The 23,922-nt window shown below is 72.3% G+C and carries 20 protein-coding genes and 1 pseudogene; 12 read left to right on the forward strand and 9 right to left on the reverse strand.

Features of this window, described 5'->3' with window-relative positions; translation table 11 throughout:
• Positions 1-6: 6 nt before the first annotated feature.
• Positions 7-639, reverse strand: a complete 633-nt coding sequence (locus tag ACF1BN_RS31970) for a TetR/AcrR family transcriptional regulator (RefSeq protein ID WP_392335070.1) — start codon at positions 637-639, stop codon at positions 7-9.
• A 63-nt stretch (positions 640-702) separates the two neighbouring features.
• Here ACF1BN_RS31970 and ACF1BN_RS31975 point away from each other — a divergent pair, with 63 nt between their 5' ends.
• From ACF1BN_RS31975 to ACF1BN_RS32000, 6 genes are all read left to right on the forward strand, one after another.
• Positions 703-1,539, forward strand: coding sequence for a class I SAM-dependent methyltransferase (locus tag ACF1BN_RS31975; protein WP_392335071.1), 837 nt, complete (start codon positions 703-705; stop codon positions 1,537-1,539).
• A gap of 406 nt (positions 1,540-1,945) precedes the next feature.
• Positions 1,946-2,164, forward strand: coding sequence for a hypothetical protein (locus ACF1BN_RS31980; protein WP_392335072.1), 219 nt, complete (start codon positions 1,946-1,948; stop codon positions 2,162-2,164).
• Positions 2,165-2,263: 99 nt separating this feature from the next.
• Positions 2,264-3,265, forward strand: coding sequence for a sporulation protein (locus tag ACF1BN_RS31985; RefSeq protein ID WP_392335073.1), 1,002 nt, complete (start codon positions 2,264-2,266; stop codon positions 3,263-3,265).
• 591 nt (positions 3,266-3,856) lie between these two features.
• Positions 3,857-5,299: an NtaA/DmoA family FMN-dependent monooxygenase gene (locus ACF1BN_RS31990; protein WP_392335074.1), complete on the forward strand. Its 1,443-nt coding sequence runs from the start codon at positions 3,857-3,859 to the stop codon at positions 5,297-5,299.
• The gene (locus ACF1BN_RS31995) at positions 5,296-6,615 is read left to right on the forward strand and encodes an LLM class flavin-dependent oxidoreductase (RefSeq protein WP_392335075.1); all 1,320 of its coding nucleotides are present in this window, start codon (positions 5,296-5,298) and stop codon (positions 6,613-6,615) included. Before ACF1BN_RS31990 ends, ACF1BN_RS31995 begins: the two co-directional genes overlap by 4 nt.
• A gap of 415 nt (positions 6,616-7,030) precedes the next feature.
• Positions 7,031-7,582, forward strand: a complete 552-nt coding sequence (locus ACF1BN_RS32000) for an EF-hand domain-containing protein (RefSeq protein WP_392335076.1) — start codon at positions 7,031-7,033, stop codon at positions 7,580-7,582.
• Between the two features lie 1,735 nt (positions 7,583-9,317).
• Here ACF1BN_RS32000 and ACF1BN_RS32005 read toward each other — a convergent pair.
• Positions 9,318-9,617, reverse strand: coding sequence for a hypothetical protein (locus ACF1BN_RS32005; RefSeq protein ID WP_392335077.1), 300 nt, complete (start codon positions 9,615-9,617; stop codon positions 9,318-9,320).
• Between the two features lie 488 nt (positions 9,618-10,105).
• Between ACF1BN_RS32005 and ACF1BN_RS32010 the strand changes: the two are divergent.
• Positions 10,106-10,958: pseudogene (locus ACF1BN_RS32010) on the forward strand (putative RNA methyltransferase).
• Positions 10,959-11,129: 171 nt separating this feature from the next.
• Here the strand turns inward: ACF1BN_RS32010 and ACF1BN_RS32015 are convergent.
• Positions 11,130-11,957 (reverse strand): hypothetical protein, encoded by an 828-nt coding sequence (locus ACF1BN_RS32015; protein WP_392335078.1) that lies wholly within the window; start codon positions 11,955-11,957, stop codon positions 11,130-11,132.
• 246 nt (positions 11,958-12,203) lie between these two features.
• Between ACF1BN_RS32015 and ACF1BN_RS32020 the strand changes: the two genes are divergently transcribed.
• Together ACF1BN_RS32020 and ACF1BN_RS32025 are read left to right on the forward strand one after the other, a co-directional pair.
• Positions 12,204-12,326, forward strand: a complete 123-nt coding sequence (locus ACF1BN_RS32020; protein ID WP_392335079.1) for a hypothetical protein — start codon at positions 12,204-12,206, stop codon at positions 12,324-12,326.
• A gap of 130 nt (positions 12,327-12,456) precedes the next feature.
• Positions 12,457-12,825 (forward strand): hypothetical protein, encoded by a 369-nt coding sequence (locus tag ACF1BN_RS32025; protein ID WP_392335080.1) that lies wholly within the window; start codon positions 12,457-12,459, stop codon positions 12,823-12,825.
• A 506-nt stretch (positions 12,826-13,331) separates the two neighbouring features.
• On the opposite strand, the gene ACF1BN_RS32030 is transcribed toward ACF1BN_RS32025, so the two are convergent.
• The gene (locus ACF1BN_RS32030) at positions 13,332-13,994 is read right to left on the reverse strand and encodes a response regulator (protein ID WP_392335081.1); all 663 of its coding nucleotides are present in this window, start codon (positions 13,992-13,994) and stop codon (positions 13,332-13,334) included.
• Complete coding sequence (locus ACF1BN_RS32035; protein WP_392335082.1) at positions 13,969-15,141, reverse strand: sensor histidine kinase; 1,173 nt, start codon at positions 15,139-15,141, stop codon at positions 13,969-13,971. The genes ACF1BN_RS32030 and ACF1BN_RS32035 overlap by 26 nt, the downstream gene beginning before the upstream one ends.
• Positions 15,142-15,314: 173 nt before the next feature.
• Between ACF1BN_RS32035 and ACF1BN_RS32040 the strand changes: the two genes are divergently transcribed.
• A complete protein-coding gene (locus tag ACF1BN_RS32040) occupies positions 15,315-17,693 on the forward strand; it encodes an MMPL family transporter (RefSeq protein WP_392335083.1) in 2,379 nt (792 codons plus the stop codon).
• Between the two features lie 139 nt (positions 17,694-17,832).
• On the opposite strand, the gene ACF1BN_RS32045 is transcribed toward ACF1BN_RS32040, so the two are convergent.
• On the reverse strand, positions 17,833-18,480 hold the full coding sequence (locus ACF1BN_RS32045; RefSeq protein WP_392335084.1) for a fasciclin domain-containing protein: 648 nt from the start codon (positions 18,478-18,480) through the stop codon (positions 17,833-17,835).
• A 1,033-nt stretch (positions 18,481-19,513) separates the two neighbouring features.
• Between ACF1BN_RS32045 and sigK the strand changes: the two genes are divergently transcribed.
• Together sigK and ACF1BN_RS32055 are read left to right on the forward strand one after the other, a co-directional pair.
• A complete protein-coding gene (gene sigK / locus ACF1BN_RS32050; protein WP_392335085.1) occupies positions 19,514-20,107 on the forward strand; it encodes an ECF RNA polymerase sigma factor SigK in 594 nt (197 codons plus the stop codon).
• Positions 20,104-20,856, forward strand: coding sequence for an anti-sigma factor (locus ACF1BN_RS32055; RefSeq protein ID WP_392335086.1), 753 nt, complete (start codon positions 20,104-20,106; stop codon positions 20,854-20,856). The genes sigK and ACF1BN_RS32055 overlap by 4 nt, the downstream gene beginning before the upstream one ends.
• A 130-nt stretch (positions 20,857-20,986) precedes the next feature.
• Here the strand turns inward: ACF1BN_RS32055 and ACF1BN_RS32060 are convergent, their stop codons facing one another.
• From ACF1BN_RS32060 to ACF1BN_RS32070, 3 genes are read right to left on the reverse strand one after another with little or no spacing between them, the layout of a single operon-like run.
• Positions 20,987-21,667, reverse strand: a complete 681-nt coding sequence (locus ACF1BN_RS32060; protein WP_392335087.1) for a hypothetical protein — start codon at positions 21,665-21,667, stop codon at positions 20,987-20,989.
• A gap of 32 nt (positions 21,668-21,699) precedes the next feature.
• Complete coding sequence (locus ACF1BN_RS32065; RefSeq protein ID WP_392335088.1) at positions 21,700-22,983, reverse strand: hypothetical protein; 1,284 nt, start codon at positions 22,981-22,983, stop codon at positions 21,700-21,702.
• Entirely contained in the window at positions 22,980-23,711 is a 732-nt protein-coding gene (locus ACF1BN_RS32070; RefSeq protein WP_392335089.1) for a hypothetical protein, read from the reverse strand. The genes ACF1BN_RS32065 and ACF1BN_RS32070 overlap by 4 nt, the downstream gene beginning before the upstream one ends.
• Positions 23,712-23,922 lie beyond the last annotated feature (211 nt).

Below are 23,922 nucleotides of genomic sequence, written 5' to 3' on the forward strand. Positions count from 1 at the left end.
GAGGATCTAGACGGCGCAGAGCTGTGGGCGCAGGCAGTCGTAGGACCATTCCTCCCACTGTTCGGGCGACCACCCGCGCTCGCGTACGAACAGCAGGTAGAGCTCGGGGCTGAGCACGCAGAACAGCATGTCCGCGGCCCGTGCGGCGGACACGTCGGTACGAGCTCCCGGCTTGGCCATCAGGGCGGTCGCGGCGGCGGCGTGGACGACGTACCGCGGGTCCTCGTCCTGGTGCCAGAGCCCGGCGACTTCGGGATCCGACGCCGCAGCCCTGTCGACCATGCTCATGATCGGCGCGACGCGTTCGAGGATCTCCCGCGTCCCGCGTACGTGCGCCCGCAGGTGCGCGTCGGAGGTCCCGGCGGCCACCGCGTCGCGGAACCACGGCCTCTCCATGGTGGCGAGGGGCGCCTGGTCACCGGCGATCGTGGTGTCGACGAGTTCCTTGAGCAGATTCCGCTTGTTCCCGAACACGAAGTAGATCGTCTGCACGGCCACCCCGGCCAGGTTCGCGACGTCCTGGAGCATCGTGGCGCCGTACCCCCGTTCCACGAACAGCTCGCGGGCGGCCTGCAGGATGCGCCCCCGTGTCTGTCGGGCCTTGAGAGCCCGCTTCCCCGTTCCCTTGACATCTGCCATGCCGGAACTCTATCCCTAGAGGTGAACTCTAGAAGTCAACTCTAGTGAAATTGGTGACGCTTGATGCAGCAGATCGCCAACGACCGGCAAGCACAGGCATGGAACGGCCCCGAAGGGGCTCACTGGGCCGACCACCACGACCGCTTCGACAGGCTGAACAGCGGTTTCGACGACGCCCTGTTCGCCGCGGCCGCCATCGGCGAGAGCGACCGCGTCCTCGACATCGGGTGTGGAACCGGACAGACCACCCGCCGCGCGGCCCGCCGGGCCGGCTCCGGGCAGGTGGTGGGCGTCGACATCTCCGCGCCGATGCTGGAACGCGCCCGCGCCCTCGCCGCCGAAGAGGGCACCCTCAACACGGTCTTCGAGCAGGGGGACGCGGAGGTCCATCCCTTCCCGCCCGGCGGTACCGACGTGGCCATCAGTCGCGGCGGAGTCATGTTCTTCGCCGACCACGCCGCCGCGTTCGCCAACGTCGGCCGGGCCCTGCGCCCCGGCGGCCGGCTCGCCTTCATCTGTCCCTCGATGCCCGACCCTCACCGGGAGTCCGCCCGGGTGTTCGCCCCGGCGAACGCCCTCATGCGCGAGCCCTCCCCGGCCGCGCGCGGCATGATGTCGCTCTCCGACCCCGCCCGCGTCCACGAGGTGCTCACCGCCGCCGGGTTCGCCGACGTGACGACGACGCCGGTCGAGGGGCTGGTCCACTGGGGGCGGGACGCCGCCGACGCCGCCGACTTCTTCTTCGCGATGAGCCCCGTCCGCTTCAATCTCGACAGCCTCCCCGCCGAGGTCATCGCCGCGGTCCGCGAGGAGGTGACCACGGCGCTCCGGCGGCACGAGACCCCGGAGGGCGTCCGCCTCGGGGGCGCGGTCTGGCTGACCACGGCGACTCGGCCCTGACCGCACGACGCCGAACGGCGCGGCCGCCAGGGTGTGTACGGGTTCTGCCGACGGGCGCCGCACCTCTGGAGTCGGCCGGAGTCTGGTGGAGCGGGCCGGAGTCCGCTGGAGCCGGCCGGAGGCTGGTGGAGCCGGCCAGAGTGCGCTGGTGTCGGCCGGAGTCCGGTGGAGCCGGCCGGTCGCGATGCGTTTCCGGACTCTTCATGTCCTCGTGGCCTCGAACCGGCCCGTGATCCGCCGGCCTGCCCCTATGCTTCTACAGTCGTGTAGAAACACGTGGGGTGGTCGACTGCTGTTCCCGATCACCCCTGGTTCCGCGCGCGCGGGCGTCGCTTCCGGGCGGCGCCCGCGGGTCGCGCGGAAGCGCACCGCTGGTTTGACTCGCTGTTGGCCTGGGAGGGCACACGTGGCTTCGATCGATCTGGACAAGGTGCTGGACAAGGCGTGGGCGGACAAGCCGCTGCCCGAGATCCTCGCTGCGCCCGTCGCGGCGCTGAAGGGGGTGTCGGAGCGTGACGGGGAGCTGCTGAAGGAGGCGTTCGGTGTCACCACCGTCGCCGAGCTCGCCGAACTGAAGTACACCCGCTGGGCCCAGGCGCTGGCCGCGCTGGACTCGGCCAAGTAGTCACCGTCCTCCTGCCGCGCGGTGCCGTCGGTGACCTCGAACAGAGGGACCTGTGGCGCCGCGCCGGCTGATCCCGTACATGAAGGAGTGAACGCCGCGATGGTGTTCAAGAAGTTGCTCGGTTCCCTCGGGGTGGGCGGCCCCACCGTGGACACGGTCCTCGACCCGGGCCCGGTCCGGCCCGGCGACGGTCTGACCGGCCAGGTGCACCTGAAGGGCGGAGGTGCCGACTTCGACATCGAGCGGATCACCCTGGAGCTGGTGGCCCGGGTGGAGGCCGAGCACGAGGACGGCGAGACCGAGGGCGTGGCGCCCTTCGGCACGTTCACCGTCGCCGGCGGCTTCAGCCTCGCGGCCGGCGAGCGGCGCAGCGTACCGTTCACGGTGGCGCTTCCGTGGGAGACACCGATCACCGAGCTGTACGGGCAGGACCTGGGCATCGTGCTCGGCATCCGCACGGAACTCGCCCTGGCCGGGGCGAAGGACAAGGGCGACCTCGACCCGGTCGCCGTCACCCCGCTGCCCGTCCAGGAGGCGGTCCTCGAAGCCTTCGGCCGGCTCGGCTTCGGCTTCAAGTCCGCAGACCTGGAGTACGGGCACATCCGCGGTGCCGGCCAGCAACTGCCGTTCTACCAGGAGATCGAACTCGTCCCCGCCCCGCAGTACGCGCAGGTCATGCGGGAGCTGGAGGTCACCTTCCTGGCGGGCCCCGGCGGCATGGAAGTCGTCCTGGAGGCCGACCGGCCCGGGGGGTTCCTCTCCTCCGGCCGCGACGTCCTCAACCGCCACGTCGTCAGCCACGACGACGTGGCCCAGCGTGACTGGAACGCCGTCGTCGACGCCTGGATCCGCGAGTTGCCCGCCGCCCAGGGCCACCACGGCGTCTCCGCACCTCACGGACACGCCGACGCCCACGGCGGTCACCACTTCCACGGCGACCACGACGCGCACCGCTCCGGCCCCGGCGTGGGCACCGCCGTTGCCGCGGGCGCCGCCGGGCTCGCCGTCGGCTTCGTCGCCGCCGAAGTCGTCGACGAGGTCGGCGACTTCTTCGAGGACGAGGGCGACGACGAGGGCGACGAGGGCGACAGCGAAGCCTGACCCTCCGTCGTCGTGGACGCCCGACCGGACCGCCTCCCGCCCGGGGGCTGGAGGCGGCCCGGTCGCCGAGCACCCGGGCGGGGCGGAGGAACTTCGCCTCGGGCCGGGACAGCGCCGGGGCGAAACCGGCGGACCTTGTGGCAGGCGAGAGGGGACGGGCGGCCGGATACCTGCCGAGCTGGCGACCCGTCCGGTACGGGAGGCGGGGGCGGGAACGGCGACGGGTCGCAGGGTCGCAGGGGCGGAGAGGGTCGCCGGGGTGCTGGGTGAGTGTCGACGCCGACCTCCCCATAGCCCTGTCCGAAGGCGCTCACGGCGCAGGTGGTCAGCCGTGTCCTCCCTGCCTGTCCGCCATGCCGGCCGTCGCCGCGGCATCCAGGATTCCGGAGGCGACGCCTGTCTCCGGGCCATGAACACCTCGTGAAGCAGGTCCGGTCGGGCTGGGCAGGAGCCGCCCTCCGCAGGCAGGCTCGGAAGGGGATCAGGTCACCCCTTCCGCCCCTCACCGTTCACGCCCACGCGCACGCCTCGCTCCCGTCCCGAGGCCCGCTCACCGTCCCGCCGCCGGACTTCGCAGGAGGAGACCGCCCCATGCCCGCCACCGCCAGGAAGCAGGTGCATCTCGCGGCCCAGCTGCCCGGGATCCACAATGTGACCGTCTGGTCGGACCCGCGCTCCGAGAGCCAGATATCCATCGACTCCTTCATCCGGCTCGCCCAGACCGTCGAACGAGGCAAGTTCGACTTCTTCTTCCTGGCCGAAGGGCTGCGGCTGCGCGAGCACAAGGGACAGGTCTACGACCTGGACATCGCGGGACGCCCGGAGAACCTCACCGTGCTGAGCGCCCTGGCCGCCGTCACCACCCATCTGGGCCTCGCCGCCACGGTCAACGCCACCTTCAACGAGCCGTACGAGGTGGCCCGCCGGTTCGCCACCCTGGACCGGCTCAGCGGCGGCCGTGCCGCGTGGAACGTGGTCACCAGCTACGACGCCTTCACCGGCGAGAACTTCCGCCGGGGCGGGTTCCTCCCCGAGGCCGACCGCTACACACGGGCCGCCGAGTTTCTCACCGCGGCGCGGAAGCTGTGGGACAGCTGGTCGGGCGACGACCTGAAGGCCGACGCGGACACGGGGGAGTTCATAGCCCCCGGCGCCGGCCGCTTCGCACACCGGGGGAGGCACTTCGACATCTCCGGCCGCTTCACGACTCCCCCCGGCCCGCAGGGCCACCCCGTGATCATCCAGTCCGGTGAGTCCGACGCGGGGCGGGAGTTCGCCGCGTCCGACGCCGAGGTCGTCTTCAGCAAGCACAACCGGATCGATGCGGCCCGGGAGTTCTACCGGGACGTGAAGCGGCGCCTGGCCGCGTACGGCCGACGTCCCGACGACCTCCTGATCCTCCCCACGGCCGGCGTGGTCGTCGCGGACACCGACGCCGAGGCCGCCGCGTACGCGGAGGAGATCAGCCGGGACCTGGTCAGCCCGCAGACCGCGATCGCGCACCTGGAGGCGGTCTGGGGCCGCGACCTGTCCGCCTACGACCCGGACGGCCCACTGCCCGACATCGAGCCCGAGGACGACGCCCATTTCCTGAAGGGGCACTCCGTGTTCCGCAAGGGCCGGGCGGAGACGGCCCGGCAGTGGCGCAGGCTCGCCCAGGAGCGGAACCTCTCCATCCGCGAGCTGGTCATCGAGGTCGGTGGACGGCAGACGTTCGTCGGAAGCCCGCGGACGGTCGCGGACGCCCTCGACGACTACGTGCAGACGGAGGGCGCCGACGGCTTCGTCCTCGTCCCTCACCTCACCCCGGGCGGCCTGGACGACTTCGTGGACCACGTCGTGCCGATCCTCCAGGAGAAGGGCGTCCACCGCGACGAGTACACCGGCAGCACACTCCGGGACCACCTCGGCCTGTCCGCCGCACCCCGGCCGGCCGGGTGGGGCGGCCCGGGACAGCGTCTGCGCGAAGGCATCGACGGCATCGACGGGCACAGCGTGCACAGCGGGCACAACGGCAAGGAGACCTCCGCATGACCGGCACGAGCGAGACCGCCACGGCCGCGTCGACCGACGCACCGACCGGCACCCCCTACTCCACAGACACGCAGGAGATCCCGAGCACACCGGGGAGCCAGGCCGAGGCGGGACCCCTGCTGCACCTGGCCGTGGCGCTCGACGGCGCGGGCTGGCACCCCGCGGCCTGGCGCGAGGAGGGTGCACGGCCCAGCGAGTTGCTCGACGCCGCCTACTGGGCCGATCTGGTCGCGGAGGCGGAGCACGGCCTGCTCGACTTCGTCACCTTCGAAGACGCCTTGGGCCTCCAGTCCGCCGCCTTCCACGTCCCCGACAACCGCACCGACCAGGTCCGGGGCAGCATCGACGCGGTGCTGCTCGCCGCCCACCTCGCTCCGCTCACCACACACATCGGCCTGGTCCCCACCACCAACGTCACCCACACCGAACCGTTTCACCTGGCCATCGGCATCGCGACCCTCGACCACGCGAGCCGGGGGCGCGCCGGCTGGCGACCGCAGATCTCGACCCGCGCGGCGGACACCGCCCACTTCGGCCGCCGGACCACACCGACGCTCACCGAGGCCGACGTGACCGACCCGGAGTCCATCTCCAGGCCGCTGCGCGCCCTCTTCGCGGAGGGCGCCGAAGTGGTGGAGGCGGCGCGGCGACTCTGGGACAGCTGGGAGGACGACGCGGAGATACGGGACGCGGCGAACGGCCGCTTCATCGACCGCGACAAGGTTCACCCCGTCGACTTCCACGGCAGCACCTTCAGTGTGAAGGGCCCGTCGATCACCCCGCGCAGCCCCCAGGGACAGCCGCTGGTGGTGAGCCTCGCGCACGCCACCACCCCGTACGAGTTCGCGGCGCTCAGCTCGGACGTCGTCGCCGTCACCCCGCACGACCGCGCCGGTACCTCGGCGATCCTCACCCAGCTCGCCGAGGCCGCGGAGCGCACCGGGCGGGACCTGACGCACCGCCCGCTGCGGACCTTCGCGGACCTCGTCGTCCTCCTGGACGACGAACCGGGGGCGGCGGCTCGCCGCAAGACACGCCTGGACGAGGCGGCCGGGTCCCCGCTCGCCTCAGACGCCGAGATCTTCGCCGGCACCCCCGCCGAACTGGCCGACCTGCTGCTCGACTGGCGCTCCGCCGGCCTGGACGGCTTCCGCCTCCGCCCAGCGACCCTCCCGCACGACCTCACAGCGATCACCCGGGGCCTGGTCCCGGAGCTTCAGCGACGCGGCGTCTTCCGCACGGAGTACACCTCCACCACGCTGCGCGGCCACCTGGGCCTGCCCCGCCCGGCCAGCCGATACGCGACGACGGACTGACGGACTGACGCGTCACGAGGACCCCGGCACGGGTTCGTACGAATCCGTGCCGGCCCCCGAATCCGTGCCGGCCCCCGGATCCGCGCCCGACGTCGGGGCGGCTGCGGGGCGGTTCTCAGGCCGACGACGCCGTCGCCGTATCCACCGAAAGCACCGGACCGACTCGGCGCTCACCAACGTAGGCGCCGACCATCACGGCCACCGCCCCGCGCGCCCCGCCGCCCATGCTCCTTCCCGCCCCTCGTTCGCACCGCACCACCTCGCGCCGACTCCTGTCTCAGCCCTCCTGTCCCAGCCGCCCCCGGCGCGTGCGTGCACCTCGCGCGCCCCCGCGCACCTCCGCCCGCCGCCTGCACCCGCCCGTTCCCGGGCAGGATCGACCCGAACCACCCCACCGAAAGGGCCGATCCGGATCATGGCGAGCACCTTCCAGCGCACCAAGCTCCTCAGCATGTTCGACGCCTTCGACGCCGACGCCAACGGCTACCTCGACCAGCGGGACTTCCAGGCCCTCGCCGCCCGCTGGAACACCCTGCCCCGCGTCCGTCCAGGGTCCGAACTCGCCACCCGCGTGCAGAACGTCATGCTCGGCTGGTGGGACCACCTGGCCGCCCACGTCGACACCGACCACGACGGCAGGATCGACCTCGAAGAACTCCTCGTCATGGTCGACCTCCTGCCCACCATGACCGACGCCGTCGCCGCCACCGCCGAGACCGTCTTCGACGCCGTCGACACCAACGGCGACGGCCGCATCTCGCCGACCGAACACCAGACCCTCGTCGACACCTGGCACGGCCGCCCCATCGACACCACGGGCGTCTTCGCGCGCCTGGACGGCGACGGCGACGGCTACCTGGACCGTCCCGAATTCACCTCCCTGTGGATCCAGTTCTGGACCAGCGACACCCCCACCGACCCCGGCAACCACCTCTGCGGCCTCCTCCCCACCCCCGACACCGCCTAGAGCAGATCGAGTCCTCGCGCGCCCGCCCACCAGAGGCCCCCGCCCGTCCCCGGTGTGCTGCGGTCGTCGGAACCCTCGTGCCGGAGACGGCTGACACCTGTGCTGGACGCCGATGCGGGGCGCCGGGCGCGGGCAGTGGAGGTCGGTGAGGGAGGCGGCCGAGCACGTGAAGGGGCGGACGGCCCGTTCGGGGCGGCGCAGGAGCAGTCCGTCCGTTGGCTGGAGCGGCAACCGGAGGACACCGCGGCCCCGGAACGACTCCGGGTTCGGTGCGTGGACCGGACCGCGTCTGTACAGGCGTCCCCGACCGGTCCGGGTCCTCAGCGGCCCGCGGCCCTTCCGGGGAGCAGACCGGGATACGGCGGACCGTGGCGGATCGCCCGGAAGGAGGAGCGCGTCGAGTGCGCGCTCACGCCGTACACGGGTGTCGGACCCTTGCACTTCGGGGACGGGCATGGCAGAGATCCCCAGCACCCTCGACGAACGACCGGCCGTCCGTCCTCCACGCATCGAGGGGCAGACCAGCGGCTCAAGTACGCCGACGTCATCGACAACGGGGTCAGGGGTTCTGTTCCGGGACGAGCGCACGTCCCGGAACCGAAGGGCCTCGGCCTCGGTGGGGTACGAGGCCCGGGAGGGGCAGCCCGGAGGCCGAGGACGGCGGCCCGGTCGGGACAGAGTGTGTAGGTGCGCGATGCGGGGGTAGGCGGCGGGACGAGCGCATGGGACTGCACTCGGCCACCCGCTCGCGGCCTTTCCCCCGGTCGCCGGCCCGTGGTTCCGCGGCCGCCCCGCCCCGTACCCCCTTCCGGGTGCGGGGCGGCCGTCCGCCCGAAGCCGCCCGTCGTCGCCTCGCCCCGACCCGAGCACGGATGCGTTCGGGATCCGTCGGCGCAGGAGGCCTGGGTAGATCAGGCCTGTGAATCGCCTGGATACTGCCGCCCACTCAACTGCTGTCGTGCGATGTGTTGTTAAGGGGCCGGCGCCCCCGCGAGCCCCAGGCGGGACTCACGATCTCGAAGTCGGGAAGCCCATACGCGAACAGAGTGGGGCATCGGGACCGGCGCTATGCACGTGAGAGGACAGCGGTGCGGGGGAAGCGGGTGGGGGATCGCTACGAACTCGACCATCGACTCGGCGGGGGTGGCGGCGGCGATGTGTCGACCGCTCGCGACCGGCACATCGGCCGGGACGTGGCAATCTGTTCCGAAGCCACCGCAGGACACCTCCGGGCGTGCGGAGCCCCGGCCCTTCGAGGCGGCCCCAGTTCCGCGTCCCGCCGATGCTCACCGCCGCTCCAGCGCGGCTCGCCCTGACGCGAGCGTGATGCCAGTCCGACCTCGCCACGGCACGGGATCCGGGCGGTGGACTGCGCGCGATCCACTCTGCGCGTGCGACTGTGGGGAGGCTCGGGCCGGCGCAGGGCGCCTTTCCGCCGACAGGATGGTCCACCGAGGTACTGCTGAGCCCAGGGCACACGCCTCCTCGGGAAGAGCCGGGAGGAGCAGGCGTCCCCTTGCCGCCCCACCCTCTGTTCGGGTGGGGCGGCAGGAGACGACCCAGAGTGTGTCGTGCGCCCTCGGACGTGAGGAGCAGGGGGTTGGTCAGACCCGTCTGCGCGAGAGCCGCCCGCACGGAAGCCGGTCCTATCGGGCCGAGAGCTCACCGCTCACCGCTGACCGAGACGAACCAGGCGATCGACCGGCCGGGAGGTCAGGAACTCAAGGCCTGGTGATCACTTCGTGCACCGGACCGTCGCATTGGACCAGTACATGAACTGGCTGATCTGCCGCGTGTACGGGATACCGGACGGGAAGCACGTGTACCGGGCGTAGCCGGCGAACGACGCCTTGGTGTAAGCGTCGTTGTGGGCCGAGTTCTCAGCCGTCCACGCGCTCGACCCGGTGCCGAAGCCGGTGAAGTACTCGGTCGTCAGGGGCGCCGGGCTCGCGGTGGCGGTCGCCGCGCCGCCCAGGCCCGTCATACCGAGCACTGCTACGAAGGCGAAAGTCAGACGTACGAAGGATCTCTTCATTCTTGTTTCGTCTCCCTGTTCTGGAGCGTGTCTCGCTCCGGACGAGAAGCTAACAGCGACGCGGAGCCGACGACGAACAGTCCCACAAGAACCCAGAAGAAACATGAATCGCTCAACTTCGTTGCCGTTCAACCAATTTGGCTGGAATCTGAGAACTCCGCGCACGGATGGCCGCCGGGATCCTGAGTGCTCCTCGCGGGACTGATCGGGCCTGCCGAGGGAGAACCGCGTGCGGCCGAGCGCTCCACGGGCATGAAGTGCCGGCGCCGTGTTCGTAGACTGACGACGTGGCATTCATGAGCACCCCGCACTGCTGCTTCCTGTGATCGGAAGGCGCTGAGGGCGACGCCGGGCGGCGTCGCCCGCCTTGCTGTGCCTGACGTCGCATGCATCACGTCCCCTCTGCCGGTGTCTTCTGAGGCAGTGAGGCTCCCGGCGCGCAGGCACGCTCCCTTCCCTTCACCCTTCACCTTCGCCAGGAGTGCCCCGTGCCCGTGCCGTTCCCCCCTGCCCTCGATCTGGCCCTCGACCTGTTGCGGTGCCCGGTGTGCCATACGCGCCGCCTGTACGCCGACCACGCTGCACTCCGTTGTCCGAGGGGCCATACCTTCGACATCGCCCGTCACGGCTACGCCGGCCTGCTGACGGGCATCCGCGCCACCAGTGGTGACGACGCGGCCATGGTCCAGGCCCGGGACCGGTTCCTGTCCACCGGCTCCTACGCGCCCATCCGCGAAGTCGGGGCCCGCCTGGCGGCCGACGCCGTGGCTGAGCGGGCCACGGTGGTGGAGGTGGGGTGCGGCACGGGCTACTACCTGGCCGGCGTACTCGACCGTCTGCCTGGCGCCCGAGGCCTGGGGCTGGACACCTCGGTGCGCGCCCTGCGTCTGGCAGCCCGTGCCCACGACCGGGCCGCCGCGGTGGCCTGGGACGTCTTCCGTCCCTTCCCGCTGGCCGACGGGTCGGCCGATGTCGTGCTGGACGTGTTCGCCCCGCGCAACCCGGCCGAGTTCCACCGCGTACTGAGCCCGGCCGGCCGGCTGATCGTGGTCCGGCCCACCGCTCGGCACCTGGCCGAGCTGCGGGGCCGAGTACCTGCGATGGTCACGATCGACCCGGCCAAGGAACAGCGCCTGCACCGCGCGCTCACCCCCCTTGTTCGAGGCCGTCGTCACCGAGCAGGTCGAGTACTCGGCGACCCTGTCCAGGCGGGAGGTGCTCGACCTGGTGGCCATGACCCCGAGTGCGCGCCATGTGAGTCAGGCGGACCTGAGCGACGGCGCCACCCTGCCCGATCGGGTCACCGTCTCCGTGCTGGCCACCGCCTACCGGACGCGGTGACCACACGACCACACGCAGGAGCGTGCGCCCGTCGACGAGCGGTGGGCGCGCCTGACGCCCTGCCGTCCCCGCAGATGCGGGGACGGCAGGGCGTGCTCGCGGCGAGTCTGCGCGGGCGGTGAACCCTCGGCCGCCGATGGCTCCCTGACGAGAGCGGGGTTCAGGGTGGAGTCACTCGCCGCCCCCGCAGCCGCCGCACGTATCGATGCCGATGTCGTCAGCCCAGGATCTGTTCGGGCGGTCGCCTGACCGTCGGACCTCAGGGGCCGGCGGCGGGTGCTTCGAGGCCGTCACGGCGTGGCGGGTGCGCTCCGGCACTGCCGTACGTGCGCGTTCCACCTGCTCTCGGCAGTGCGCGTCGAGTTCCGGCCAGCGCCTTCTGCCGTCCGGGGGCCACAGGAACGACACCAGGGCCATGGCGGTCCAGTCGATCAGTCCCCAGAAGATCCAGGCTTCCGGCCGCCCGTCCGCCTCGAACGGCACGGACGGCTCGACCGTCAGTACGTGAAGGCCCAGGGCGCAGGCCGACATGGCAGCGAAGGCCGTGATCAGGGGTCTGCTCGAACCGGCCGTCATCACCAGCTTCATGCGCAGCTCTTGCTCCAGCAGGAGCGCGCGGAACTCCTCGAACCGAGGATGGTCGGGGATCTGGTGCACCTTCACATCGGTGGCGCCCTCCATGCCCCGGAGGAACGCCGCCAGGATCGGGTCACGCGGCCCTCTGCGGCGGGACGCGAGCCGCAAGCCGCCGTCGTCGGCGATCCGGAGCGCTCCGTCGGCGGCCAGGACGAACACCGCGGCCTCCGCCGCGTCCCGCACGCCCCCGGTCAGACATGCCGCGCGGACCGGGTCCACGCCTTCGGCGGTCATGGCCCGTACCGTCCGCTGTCGGCCTCGGTCCCGGACGAGGCAGTACGCGCCACGCAGGACGTTGCACCCGGCGAAGACCAGCCACCAGAGAACCAGGACCCCCTCGCCGTCGGTCAGCAGCCAGTCCACCGTGTGCTCCCCAGCTCTCGGTGCGCGGCCGCCTCGGCCGGTCCGGCTGCGGTCGGCCGCGCGGACACACCGAGCGTATCGGCGCGCCTGTCGCGTGGGCGAGACCTTCCAGTTCCACCTCGGCGCAACCGCCGGACGCCCTGGCCGCTGTTTCCGCTGCCGTTGGGTCCGTCCACCGTGTGCTCCCCCCGCTCAGCTCTGACGAACTGCCGCTGTCCGGTGATCGTCCTCTCCAGGCTCTACGGGGTGGATTCGGAAGACGCGTTCCTGCGTACCATGACGGGCCTGGAGCGGGCGATCATCCCCAAACTCCCCGAGGCCGACGAGTCCACGTCGGGTCCTGCCTGCGCAGAGCAGACGGACGGGTGACTTCGGTCCGTGTGCCGGCATGCGGACGGCTATCCGCTGAAGGAAGCTGTCGGGACTTCTCGGTCTCGGTTGTGCCGGGGCGCGGTCCTGAGGGTGGGGGAGCGGAGGGGTTTGAGGGAACATGGCGCCCATGACCATTGATCATCCCGCCGAGCGGGGCGGTGCCGGACACGACAGGTTCGCGCGGTTCTCGGACCGGGCCTCCAACATCACCAGCTCCCCGCTCTTCTACGTCCTCTGCGTGCTCCTGGTCCTCGGCACGATCGCCTTGCACTTCGTGCACCCGCCCCTGTCCTGGCTGATCTTCGCCGGAGACGTCATGGCATCGCTCAACCTCCTGCTGCTCGCCCTGCTGAAGAACGCCGAACAACGCGACACGCACGCCGTGCAGCGCAAGCTGGACGCGATTGCCGCGGCGCTGCTGGAGCAGCGCGAGGGCACGAGTCATGAAGCAGCCGATGAGCTGCGGCGTGCCATCCGTCTGGACGAGAAACAGTGAAAGCGGGGACGTGAGAGCACAGGGGACCTGGGGGCGGGTGGTGCGCCTCTGGCGGACGAGCATCAGGCGCACGTGTGGAAGGGGCATGGTCGTGAGCGATCAGCACGGCGGCGTGGACCGCGCACTCGTACTCATCGCCGGATTGAGCCCCTCGGACGTGGCGCTCGTTCACCGTGAAGCGCTGAGGGTGCTGCGCGCCCGCATCGATTCCGCGCAGATCGACGCCTACAGCGACGATCCTTGGCCCCCGGCTGTGCTGGGTTCCCGCGAGCGCGTTCTGTCGCTCGCCCGGGAGGCGGTGGCGTCCGGCGCCCGGTCCCGACGGGACGACACGGGGATGGGTATCGACATCGACGTGTGCGACGCCGCGAGCACCGTGGTCCGGTCGACCGGAGCCGGCCAGGACCAGAGCGGCGAGAGGAACCACGGCGCGATGGTGGGCGGACGTACCGGGCGCGTCACGGAGCCCCGGTCCGCCGCCCGCCACCGCGCACTCGGCGACCGGCTCACGTGCCGGGGAGGACGCGGCGCGTCTCGTACGCCCACATCGCGATCTCGACCCGGTTGCGGGCGCCGAGTTTGGCCATCAGGCTGGCCAGGTGCGTCTTCACCGTGCTGAGGCTGATGTGCAGCGCGTCGGCTATCTCGGTGTTCGTCAGCCCGCGGGCGACGGCGAGGAGCACCTGCTCCTCGCGGGCGGTGATGGGGGAGACCGGCTGGGCCACGGGCCGGCCGGCGGGCAGCTCCGCGAAGGCCTGGAGCAGGCGGACGGTGACGCTGGGCGCGATGAGCGCCTCACCGCCGGACGCTGAGCGTACGGCCTGGGCCAGCAGATCCGGGCCCGTGTCCTTGAGGAGGAAGCCGCGCGCGCCGGCACGCAGCGCGCCGTAGACGTACTCGTCGAGGTCGAACGTGGTGATGACGACCACGGCCGGCGGGTCGGCGACGTCCGGGCCGGTGACCAGCCGGGTGGCCTGGAGGCCGTCGAGCAGGGGCATGCGGATGTCGAACAGGCAGACGTCGGGGCGCAGTTCGCGGGCCAGGCGAACCGCCTCCCGTCCGTCGGCCGCCTCGCCGACGACCTCGATTCCGGGCTGGGCGTTCAGCATGATCCGCAACCCGGTGCGGATGATCGTCTGGTCGTCAGCGACGAGGACGCGAATGGACACGGTTCCCGCTCCTCGCTCTCGGCAGTTCGGCTTCGACACGCCAGCCCCGGTCGGCATCCGGGCCGGCTCGCAGGGTGCCGCCCAGCAGGGTCGCGCGCTCGCGCAGCCCGGCGATCCCGTACCCGTCGCGGACCCGGCCGGTACGCCGGCCGTCGTCGCGCACGCTCACCCGTACCGTGTGCGGCTCCGCGGCGACCCGAACGACGAGCTCGGTCGCGTCGACCGCGTGGCGCAGCGCGTTGGTCACCGACTCCTGCACGATCCGGTAGACCGCCGCGTCCACGGCCGGGGGCAGCGCGTCCAGTGGGCCGTCGAGCCCCAGGTCGACCCTGAGGCGGCCACCCGGGGTGCGCACCAGGCGCTCCAGATCCGCGACACCGGCAGGCGGCGCCAGCTCGGCGCCGAGCCCGCGGTCGCGCAGCGCGGCGACCATGGCACGCATCTCCTCCAGCGTGCGCGCCCCCTCCTCCTCGACTCCCTCCAGCGCCTCGACGGCGGCGGACGGGTCGGTGCCCGCGAGCACCCGGCCCGCCTGGGCGATGATCACCATGGCGGAGACGTGGTGGGCCACCGTGTCGTGCAGTTCCCGGGCGAGCCGCTCGCGCTCGCGGGAGCGCACCTGCTCCCACTGCCGCTCGCGAGCCGTCACCCAGAACCGCACGGCGACCCCGACCACCCCGGGCAGCAGCAGGAAGACGAGGCCCACGACGTTCTCGGCGAGCGGCGCCTCGTCCGTGACGGAACACAGCGCCCCGGCCGCGAGGATCACCGCGCCGCCCAGCACGATCTCGCGTCCCGACCCCCACCTGGTCAGCGCGTACACCAGCACGAGCACGACCGCGCCGGTGTGCAGGCCGACGGGCTCGCGCGACGCGGCGACGAGCGAGCCCACCTGAAGCAGGACCACCGAGCCGAAGCCCAGGGCCACCATCTCCAGCGGACGGGTCCGGCGCCACAGGGGCAGCACGCACAGCCACACGGCGAACAGCACCGCCACCGGCCGCCACATGACGTTCTCGCGCAGGGCGGCCTCCGATGCCACACCGGCAAGGCCCGCGGCGAGCAGCGCCCAGTCCCGCCGCACCCGGACGGGCGCGTCGGACGGCCGGGGTTCGGTCCACAGGGTTCGCAGGTCGTCTCGGAGCACGGTCCCAGCCTAGGGACCACCGCGTACCGCGCATCGGCCGAAAGGACGGGTCGTCACTCCTCCCCGGGGCCGACGGATCCGCGGCCCCCGGGCCGATGCCCGGGAGGGCCGTGGCGACGAGCCTCGGCTCGACGGCCGCACAAGGACGGCCGGCATGCTGGTTGGAGGACCCGATGCTCTCGAAAGCCCTGTCGCGCCTGGGGGCAGGCGCCGCCCGCCGTCCCTGGCGGGTGATCGCGGGATGGCTGATCGCCGCCACGCTCGCCGTCCTCGCCGCCGTCGCCTTCGGCGGGCGGACCACGGACTCGATGACCGCACCGGGACTGGACTCCCAGCGGGCCGCGGAACTGATCGAGCGGGCAGGCACCGGCCAGGCGGGGATGACCGCCCAAGTGGTCGTCACCCCCGTCGACGACGACGCGACGTTCTTCCGGCACGGCGGCGCGCGCGCCGCACTCACGCGGCTTCAGACCGACCTGGCGCGGCTGCCGCACGTGCTCGGCACGGGCGACCCGGCGGGAGCGCTCGACCTGGGCCGGGACACCGCCGTGCGCGGCGGCCTCCTCTCGGCCGACGGGCGGATCGCGGTCGTCCGGGTGCAGTACCCCGACCAGAGCCGGCTGTCGGCCGAGGACCTCGACGCCCTGGTCGAACTCGGGGACCGGCTGCGCGCCGAGCTGCCGCTGCGTATCGAGATGGGCGGAGACCTCTTCTACGCCTTCTCCGACCCCGACGGCGGAGTGAGCGAGCTGATCGGTCTCCTCGCCGCGGCCGCGATCCTCTTCCTGGCGTTCGGTTCGCTCGTCGCCGCCGCGCTGCCGATCGGGATGGCGGTCTTCGGGCTGACCATCGGAGTCGCCACGATGAGGCTGCTGGCGGGGGTGACGGACGTCCCGGCCTTCGCCCCCGTCCTGGGCAGCATGGTCGGGCTCGGAGTGGGCGTCGACTACGCGCTGTTCGTGCTCGCCCGGCACCGGGAGTACCTCGCGCGCGGGCTCGATCCGCACGAGGCGGCGGGGCGAGCGGTGGCCACGGCGGGGAGGCCCGTGGTCTTCGCCGGCGGTGTCGTCGTCGTGTCGATCCTCGGCCTGGCGGTCGCGAACGTGCCGTTCATGACGGTGGGCGGGCTCGCCGTCTCGATCGTCGTCCTCACGATGATGCTCGCGTCGGTGACGCTGCTCCCGGCCTTCCTCGGAGCAGCGGGCCCGCGCCTGGCCCAAGCCCGCCGGATTGGCCGGATTGGCCGGATCGACCACATCGACCGGATCGGCCGGGGCGGTCGGATCGGTCAGGTCGGCCGGATCGGCCGGATCGGTCGGGTGGGCCGGATCGGCTGGATCGGGCGGGCGCCGCGGACCAGGCAGTCGGACCTCCCCGCGCGGCAGAGGGACACGGGGCCGGGCGCCGCTCCCGCCGTCGGCTGGCGGCGCTGGATCGGGCACGTCGGCCGGCACCCCGTGGCGTACGCGATCGGCGCGGCGGCCCTGCTGCTGATCGCGACGCTGCCCGTGCTCGGCCTGCGCGTCGGCCTGCCCGACGACGGCTCACTGCCCCACGACCGCACCGAACGCCGGGCCCACGACCTCGTCGCCGAGGGGTTCGGCCCGGGCGTCAACGGCCCCCTCGTCATCGCCGCTGACCCCCACGGTGATCCGGGAGTGCTGGACCGCATCGCCGCAAGGGTCACGGCGGATCCGGGCATCGCGTCCGTGACGCCGGCGCGCGTCGAGGGGACCACGGGCATCGGGACCCTCGTGGTGTTCCCGACGACCAGCCCCCAGGACGAAGCCACGGCAGACACCATCGCCCGGCTGCGTACCGACGTGCTGCCCGCGGCGATCGGGACCGGCCCGGCCAGGGCTCATGTCGGCGGTGCCGCCGCGAGCCTGTCCGATGTGGGCCGACGCACCAGCGAACGCCTGCCGCTGTTCGTCGCCGCCGTGCTGGCGATGTCGTTCCTGCTGCTGATGCTGGTCTTCCGCTCGGTGCTCGTACCGCTCAAGGCGGTACTGCTGAATCTGCTGAGCATCGGCGCGGCCTACGGCATCATGGTCGCGGTCTTCCAGTGGGGCTGGGGCGGCGCGCTCATCGGGCTGGCGGCGACGGTTCCGATCGTGTCGTTCATCCCGATGTTCCTCTTCGCCATCCTGTTCGGCCTGTCCATGGACTACGAGGTGTTCCTCCTCTCCCGCGTACGCGAGGAGTACCTGCGCACCGGCGACAACGCCACAGCGATCGTCGAGGGCGTCTCGGGCACCGCCCGGATCATCACCTCGGCCGCCCTCATCATGGTGGCGGTCTTCCTGTCCTTCGCCGTCGCCGACGACCCTTCCGCCAAGATGTTCGGACTCGGTCTGGCCACCGCGATCTTCCTCGACGCGACGGTCGTACGCATGGTGCTGGTACCGGCGACCATGACCCTCCTCGGCGAGGCCAACTGGTGGCTTCCGAAGTGGCTGGAGCGCATCCTGCCCCGAGGTCCGGCCGACACCGACCACCTCGGCCCGGAGCCCACGGGTGAGGCCCCCGGCCCGCGGCCGGTCGGCATGTGAATCGGCTCGTTCTCGGGTGACTCGACGTGTTCGTCGCCCGCCGGACGCGTCCGGCGGCACGCCACGGGGCGGTCGCCCCGGCCCTTCTGGGAAGGGTGCGGGGTCACCGGCCCGTGGCCGTTCAGGCTGTCGCCGCGGGCTACTTGGGCATCAGGACGGTGTCGACGATGTACACATTGGCGTTGGCGGTCTTGACGTTGCCGCAGACGACCTTGGCGGTGTCGTTGACGGTGTAGTCCTCGCCCGAGCCCTTGGTGGTGACCGTGCCCTTCTGGAGGGTCTCGAAGCTGCCGTTCTCCAGCTGCTTCGGGGTGAGCTTCTGGCCGACCACGTGGTAGGTGAGAATCTTGGTGAGGGTGGCCTTGTCGGCGAGGACCTTGTCGAGGTCGGCCTTCGGGATCTTGGCGAAGGCGTCGTTGGTCGGCGCGAACACGGTGATGTTCTCCGCGTTGTTGAGGGTGTCGACGAGGCCGGCCTGCTTGACCGCGGTGACCAGGGTCGACAGGGCCGGGTTGTTCGACGCGGCGGTGGCGACCGGGTCCTTGGCCATGCCGTCGAAGGAGCCCGCGCCCTCCTTCGGCACGCCGGCGCAGGCCGGGCCGAACGGCTGGTCGTCGGTCATCGCGTCCTCGGTGGGCGTCGCGCCGGTCTCCGCCTCGTTGCCCGCCGCGCTCGACGGGGCGGCCTCGGTACCGCCGTCGGAGTCCGAGCACGCGGTCAGGGAGAGCGGCAGCAGGGCTGCTGCGACGACGGCGACTGCGGTGCGGCGGATCTTCATGTCGTTCATGATCGGGGACTCCTCGAAGGGCGTTTGTGCGTGTGATCGTTCAGGTGGTTGTGCGGTCCGGTGGGTCCGGTGGGTCCGGTGCGGCCTTCGGCTGCCCGGTGGTCCGGCCGTCCGGTGGTCCGGCTGCTCGGGGGTGCGGCTGTCCGGTAGTCCGGGTGACGGTGACGAAGAGGTGTACCGGCCGCTCGCTCCCTCGCGAAGGAGCCGAGCGCGCCGCTCGGTCCGGACCCCGCCGTGCTGTCGGTGGCGCGGACGGCGATGCCGTGTCCGCCGGGCGTGGCGTTCCGGCGGAAGGACCACTGCCGCCAGGTGCCGGTACCGTCACCGGCCCCGCCGCACGGCGCACCGGTCCGGCCCTCAGCCCGGCCACGGCCGGCGCCGTGGACGCCAGGAGCCCGGCCGACGCGCCGAAGGCGGCGCGGACGGGTTTGCTGAAGCTGCTCACACCTGGCATTCGGCAGCGCTCGCCCGACGGATGGGTCTGTCCCTCGAATGAGTGAGCCGCTCGTTCGTGTTGCCGTCAGGGCGTGGCGGCGACCGCCAGGAGGTCGCCCGAGCCCGTGCCCAGTGATGACGCGGCCTTCCCCTGTGCCCTCGCGTCGGCGACGCCACCGCCCCCCGGCGAGCATGACCGCACCGCCCGCCGGGTCCCCGCCCTCCCTCGTACACTCTCGGCGCCGGACGGCCCCGGACGGCCTCGGACAGCCCCGGACCGGCCCCGGGCGGCCCCCGGCCGACCCCGTACGCAGCCTTCGGGACCGCTCTCCCAGAGGCTCGACCGGGCCTCGCGCGCCCCTCGAAGAGGTGGAGCACGTGCGAGAGAGCAAATGATCAAGAGTCCACCCCATCCGCACGCCCGTCCGCTCCGAAGAACAGATGACACACGCACAGGTCTCCAGGACCGGACGCCTCCCCGGCGCGTACCGCCCTGCAAGATCGACGACACGAGGAGCGGCATGCGATGGACGCCCCGCCCACCGACGGCCGCCCCAGGCCGCCCCTGCGCGTTCTGCCCATGGGCGGAGCGTCGGAGGTGAACCAACCGATTCGCTTCAGCGGCGGCCGTCCCGCCGACGCGGAGGGGCATGACCTCACCGACGTCATGAGCCAGGTCGCCCGAGGCGACAAGCAGGCGTTCTCCGCCCTGTACGACGCCCTCGCCCCCCTGGTCTTCGGCATCGTGGTCAAAGTCGTACGCGACCGGGCCCAGTCCGAGGAGGTCGCTCAGGAGGTCATGATCGACCTGTGGCGTCAGGCCGCCCGGTACCGCAGCGACGCCGGATCCGTCAGGACGTGGGCGGCCACCATCGCCCACCGCCGGGCCGTGGACCGTGTCCGCTCCGCCCAGGCGGCGGCAGACCGCGAGCACGCTCAGGCGGCCCGCGAGCACGCCACCGCGTACGACGACGTCACCGAACAGGTCGAGACCCGCCTGGAGTCAGAACAGGTACGCCGCTGTCTGCGCGGTCTGACCGAACTGCAGCGCCAGGCCGTGACCCTGGCGTACTACCAGGGTCTGACCTACCGTGAAGTCGCCGAAGCCCTGCGCACGCCTCTTCCCACCATCAAGACACGCATGCGCGACGGGCTCATCCGGCTCCGCGACTGCATGGGGGTGACCACGTGAACCACCACACCACCGACGCCCACAGCCTCGCCGCCGCCTACGCCCTCGGCGCCCTCGACGACGCCGAGCGCGAGGACTTCGACACCCACCTGCGGACGTGCGACGCATGCCGGCAGGAGGCCATCGAGTTCGCGGCCACGACGGCACGTCTCGCCGCCGCCGTCTCCCAGCCGCCCCCGGCAGCGGCCAAGGCACAGGTGATGGCCGCCATCGACGGCGTACGCCAGCTCCCCCCGCGTGTTCCCACCGCCCCCCACACGGCGCCCACCCTCCGTGGCATCCTGCGCCGGAAGGCCCTCCCTCTGGCTCTGGCCGCGAGCGTGGCCGCGGTCGCCCTGGGCGGAGTCGCGGTGTGGCAGACGCGGAACGGGCAGGAACTCGCCGAGCAGGCGCGTCAGGCCCAGCAGCAGCTCGACGCGGTCGGCGCCGTACTCGCGGCCCCGGACGCCCGCACCGTCCACGGCAAGGCCGCGAACGGGGCCCTGACCACCGTCGTCGCGTCGGACGGGCAGAACAAGGCCGTCTTCACCGCCGCCGACCTGCCCGCACCGGGAGCGGGGAAGACCTACCAACTGTGGCTCGACCACGACGGCGCGATGAGGCCGGCCGGACTGATCGACCACGACGGCACCGTGATCCTCACCGGCAACCCCGCCGACGCAGGCGCCGTCGGCCTCACCCTCGAACCCGCCGGAGGATCTCCCCAGCCCACGACTGCGCCCCTGCTGCTGATGGCCATGCCCGCCTGACCGCCCCCCACTCCGAGACGAGGTCCCTCACCGAACCCCCGATGGTGAGGGACAACACCACCGCCTTGCGCCTGCTCGGCGGGGCGCCCGACCGCACCAGTGGCGTCCGGCCGGCGGCCGGTGTCGTTCCTCAGCCCGAAGTGCCCTCCCAGACCGTCACATCGACGGTGAGGGCATGCAGATCCACCCGCTTCACCTGCAAGAATCCGTAACGTCCTTGAACGGTACGGAAGCACCAGACCGTCCCGTCCGGCAGCGGGACGGTCTCCTGGGTCGACAGGGGCTGGAGCAGGGCCGAGCAGGTACTTCGAGCGGGACGCTCCGGAGGTCCCGGCCAACTCGAGGCTCCCGCGCCGGGCTTGAAGGTGAGCCGGCGGAGCTGTACCCGCAGGTCCGCCTCCGGCTCACCCGACGAGGCGGATCCGCGACCTCCGGACGGCTGGTCGTCCAGGTCCTGGTAGGTGTCGACGTCCAGCCGGACCCCTCCCGACCAGCGGACCCCTCCCGTGTCATCCCCTTCCGTACCCGTACCGGCGTCCACCCCCTCACCCGTACCGCCGTCCGCACCCGTACCGGCGTCCGTACCCCCATCCGTACCCCCGTCCCCGCCCGTACCGGTGTCCGCGCCCCCGTCCCCGCCCGTACCGGCATCCGCATCCGCACCCGCATTCGCTCCGTCCGCGCTCCCCGCGGGCTCCGAGGCGGGCGGTGGCTCCGGGGTGGTGCCGCTCCCGTTGCAGCCGGTGGTGGCCGTCAGCAGCATCGCGGCCAGCAGGGCTGTCCGCGCCAGCGCGGCCCGAGTGGTCGTCATGTCGTTCCTCTCCTCTCCGACCCCTGCCGGGATCAGTAGTGTTCAGGCGGGCAGGCTCGCGCGGTGTACTCGGGTGCGGGCGCGTGCAGCATCGGGAGCGCGTCCGTCCTGATCGCCCAGATCCCCTCAGCCCCGCTCGCCCACAACACCTCGCCGTCGAGCATCAGGTGGTCGGCCGAAGGCGTCGAGGGACAGATCCAGGGGAGGCCGTCCTGCGGCACGAGGTCGTCCACCACCGCGGACCCGTGTCCGGGTGGACCGGCTCCCTGGAGGCCGATGCGGACCAGGCCGTACGTCAGCGCGGCCCAGGCCTCGTCCTGATGGGGGATCAGCTGCTCCAGCACGAAGCTGGTCCGGCCGGCGTAAACCGACGGGGCCCGGCTGCGTACGGTCAGCGCCACCGGATCCAGCGTGAGGAGGACCGTCGCGTGCCGCTCTCCCACCTGGAGCAGCAGGGCTCCGTCCACCAGCGTGCCGGAGTCGATGACGGCGGCACCGTGCCCGAGGTCCTCGGTCCGTCGGACACGCGCCACCTTGCCCCGCGCCGGATCGACGGCGGTCACCGCACCGGCCGTCACCGCGTAGACCCGGTCCGGGCCGGCGGCCAGGGCGACAGGGCGGTCCGACCGGAGCCCGACCGGAAGGTCGGACAGCACGGTGCCGCGCACCGGGTCGATCCGTACCAGCCGCACGCCCAGGCGGTCGGGGGAGCCCGTGGGACCCGGCCCGGGTGCCAGCACCCAGACCGAACCGAAGGCCGCGAACATGGGCTCCGCGAAGACCCACTGCTCGTCGATCCGCTCGTTCAGCCGGATCCGCGCCCGCGGCGCCGTTCCCGGGTTGTCGAGCAGGGCCTTCGGGTCGTGGCGCAGCACCTCGTGAGGCCCCGCGACCCAGAGCGAGCCGAACGCCTGGAGGACACTGCGGGCCGCGCCCGTGACCCGTACCCTCGGGACGGCCGCGTCCTCGGCCTGCGTGGGGATCGTGGTCATGGCGCGCAACGAGGACAGGGGCCGCCCCGTGAACGACGCGTGATCGGGGGCGGGCCACCAGAGCGCGCCCCCGGCGACGGCCACGGGACCGCCGGTCTCCGAGGTCTCCACCAGATCGATGCGCCCGCCGGGCTGGTAGCGCTCCAGCACCGGAGCGGTACCGGCACCAGTGGCGGCGGAGCCGGAACGGGCGTCCGCGCCCGAACCGGGCGACGGCGCGGGGCGAGTGCCGTCCGTGCAGCCGGCCGCCGCCAGCAGGACGAGCGCCAGCAGCGCGGTGAGCGCACGCCGCCTCGCCCCCCGACCGGGCCCGGAATCTCTCACCGGCTCTCGCAGCCGACCGAGAGACGCTCCGAGAGGGTCGTCCGGTCGGGCCCCCAGAGGCAGCGTGCCGTCCGGGCGGACGTCCCGGTGAGCCGGAACGGCTGACCGTCACGCTTGAGCACCAGCGTGCCGGTCTTGCCGTCCGAGACCCAGTCGATCTCCAGGTGCCACCGGACGTCGTTCCGCTCGCCGTGGGCCACCACCGCGAACAACTCGGACTCCCCCTTCGAGACCTCGTAGGGGAAGTCGATCGCCTTGCCGTCCGCGTCGACTCCCACCGCCTTCGCCTTCGGGGACGGCTCGTCGAGGTCGATGTCGAGGTGCCGGATCTCCTTCGGTCCGCCGCAGCCGACGCCGGTCCAGGTGCCGCTCACCGGCGCCTCCCGGCTGTCCACCACCACCCGGATCTGACGCAGCACCACCTGCGCCTCGGAGGTGCCCTGGACGTGGAAGCCGAATTCGTCCCTGGCCGCCGGCACGCCTCCGAGGTCACGGGCCCAGGCGATCAGGGGCTCGTCCCCCGGGGCCTTGAGCCCGGCGGAGGAGCCGGGCACCATCCAGCTCATGGCGCACTCGTCCAACCCGTCCGCCCACACGGCCGCCTTCGGGGCCGTCTCCGGCTTGGAGAGCCAGTTGCCCAAGGGCGTGGCGAAGATCGTGGCGATCGCGGTGATCAACCCGACGCCGAACCCGCCGGCCACGAGCAGCCTGCGCGTGCCCCGACGCATCCGGATCCATCGGCGCCGCCACGCCAGACCTCTGCCACCGGCCGCCGGCGGCGCGGCCGGCTGCGAGGCGGCCGGCTGCGTGGTGGCCGGTTGTTGTGAGGTCGGCTGCGCTGTGGCCGGCTGGGGTGGGGGTGGTTGGGGTGCGGCCGGTTGCGCCGTGGCCGGTGGTGGTACGGCCGGTTGAGGTGTGACCGGTGGTGGCGTGGCTGGT

This window comes from Streptomyces sp. NPDC014861 (assembly GCF_043081625.1).
Lineage (GTDB): Bacteria > Actinomycetota > Actinomycetes > Streptomycetales > Streptomycetaceae > Streptomyces.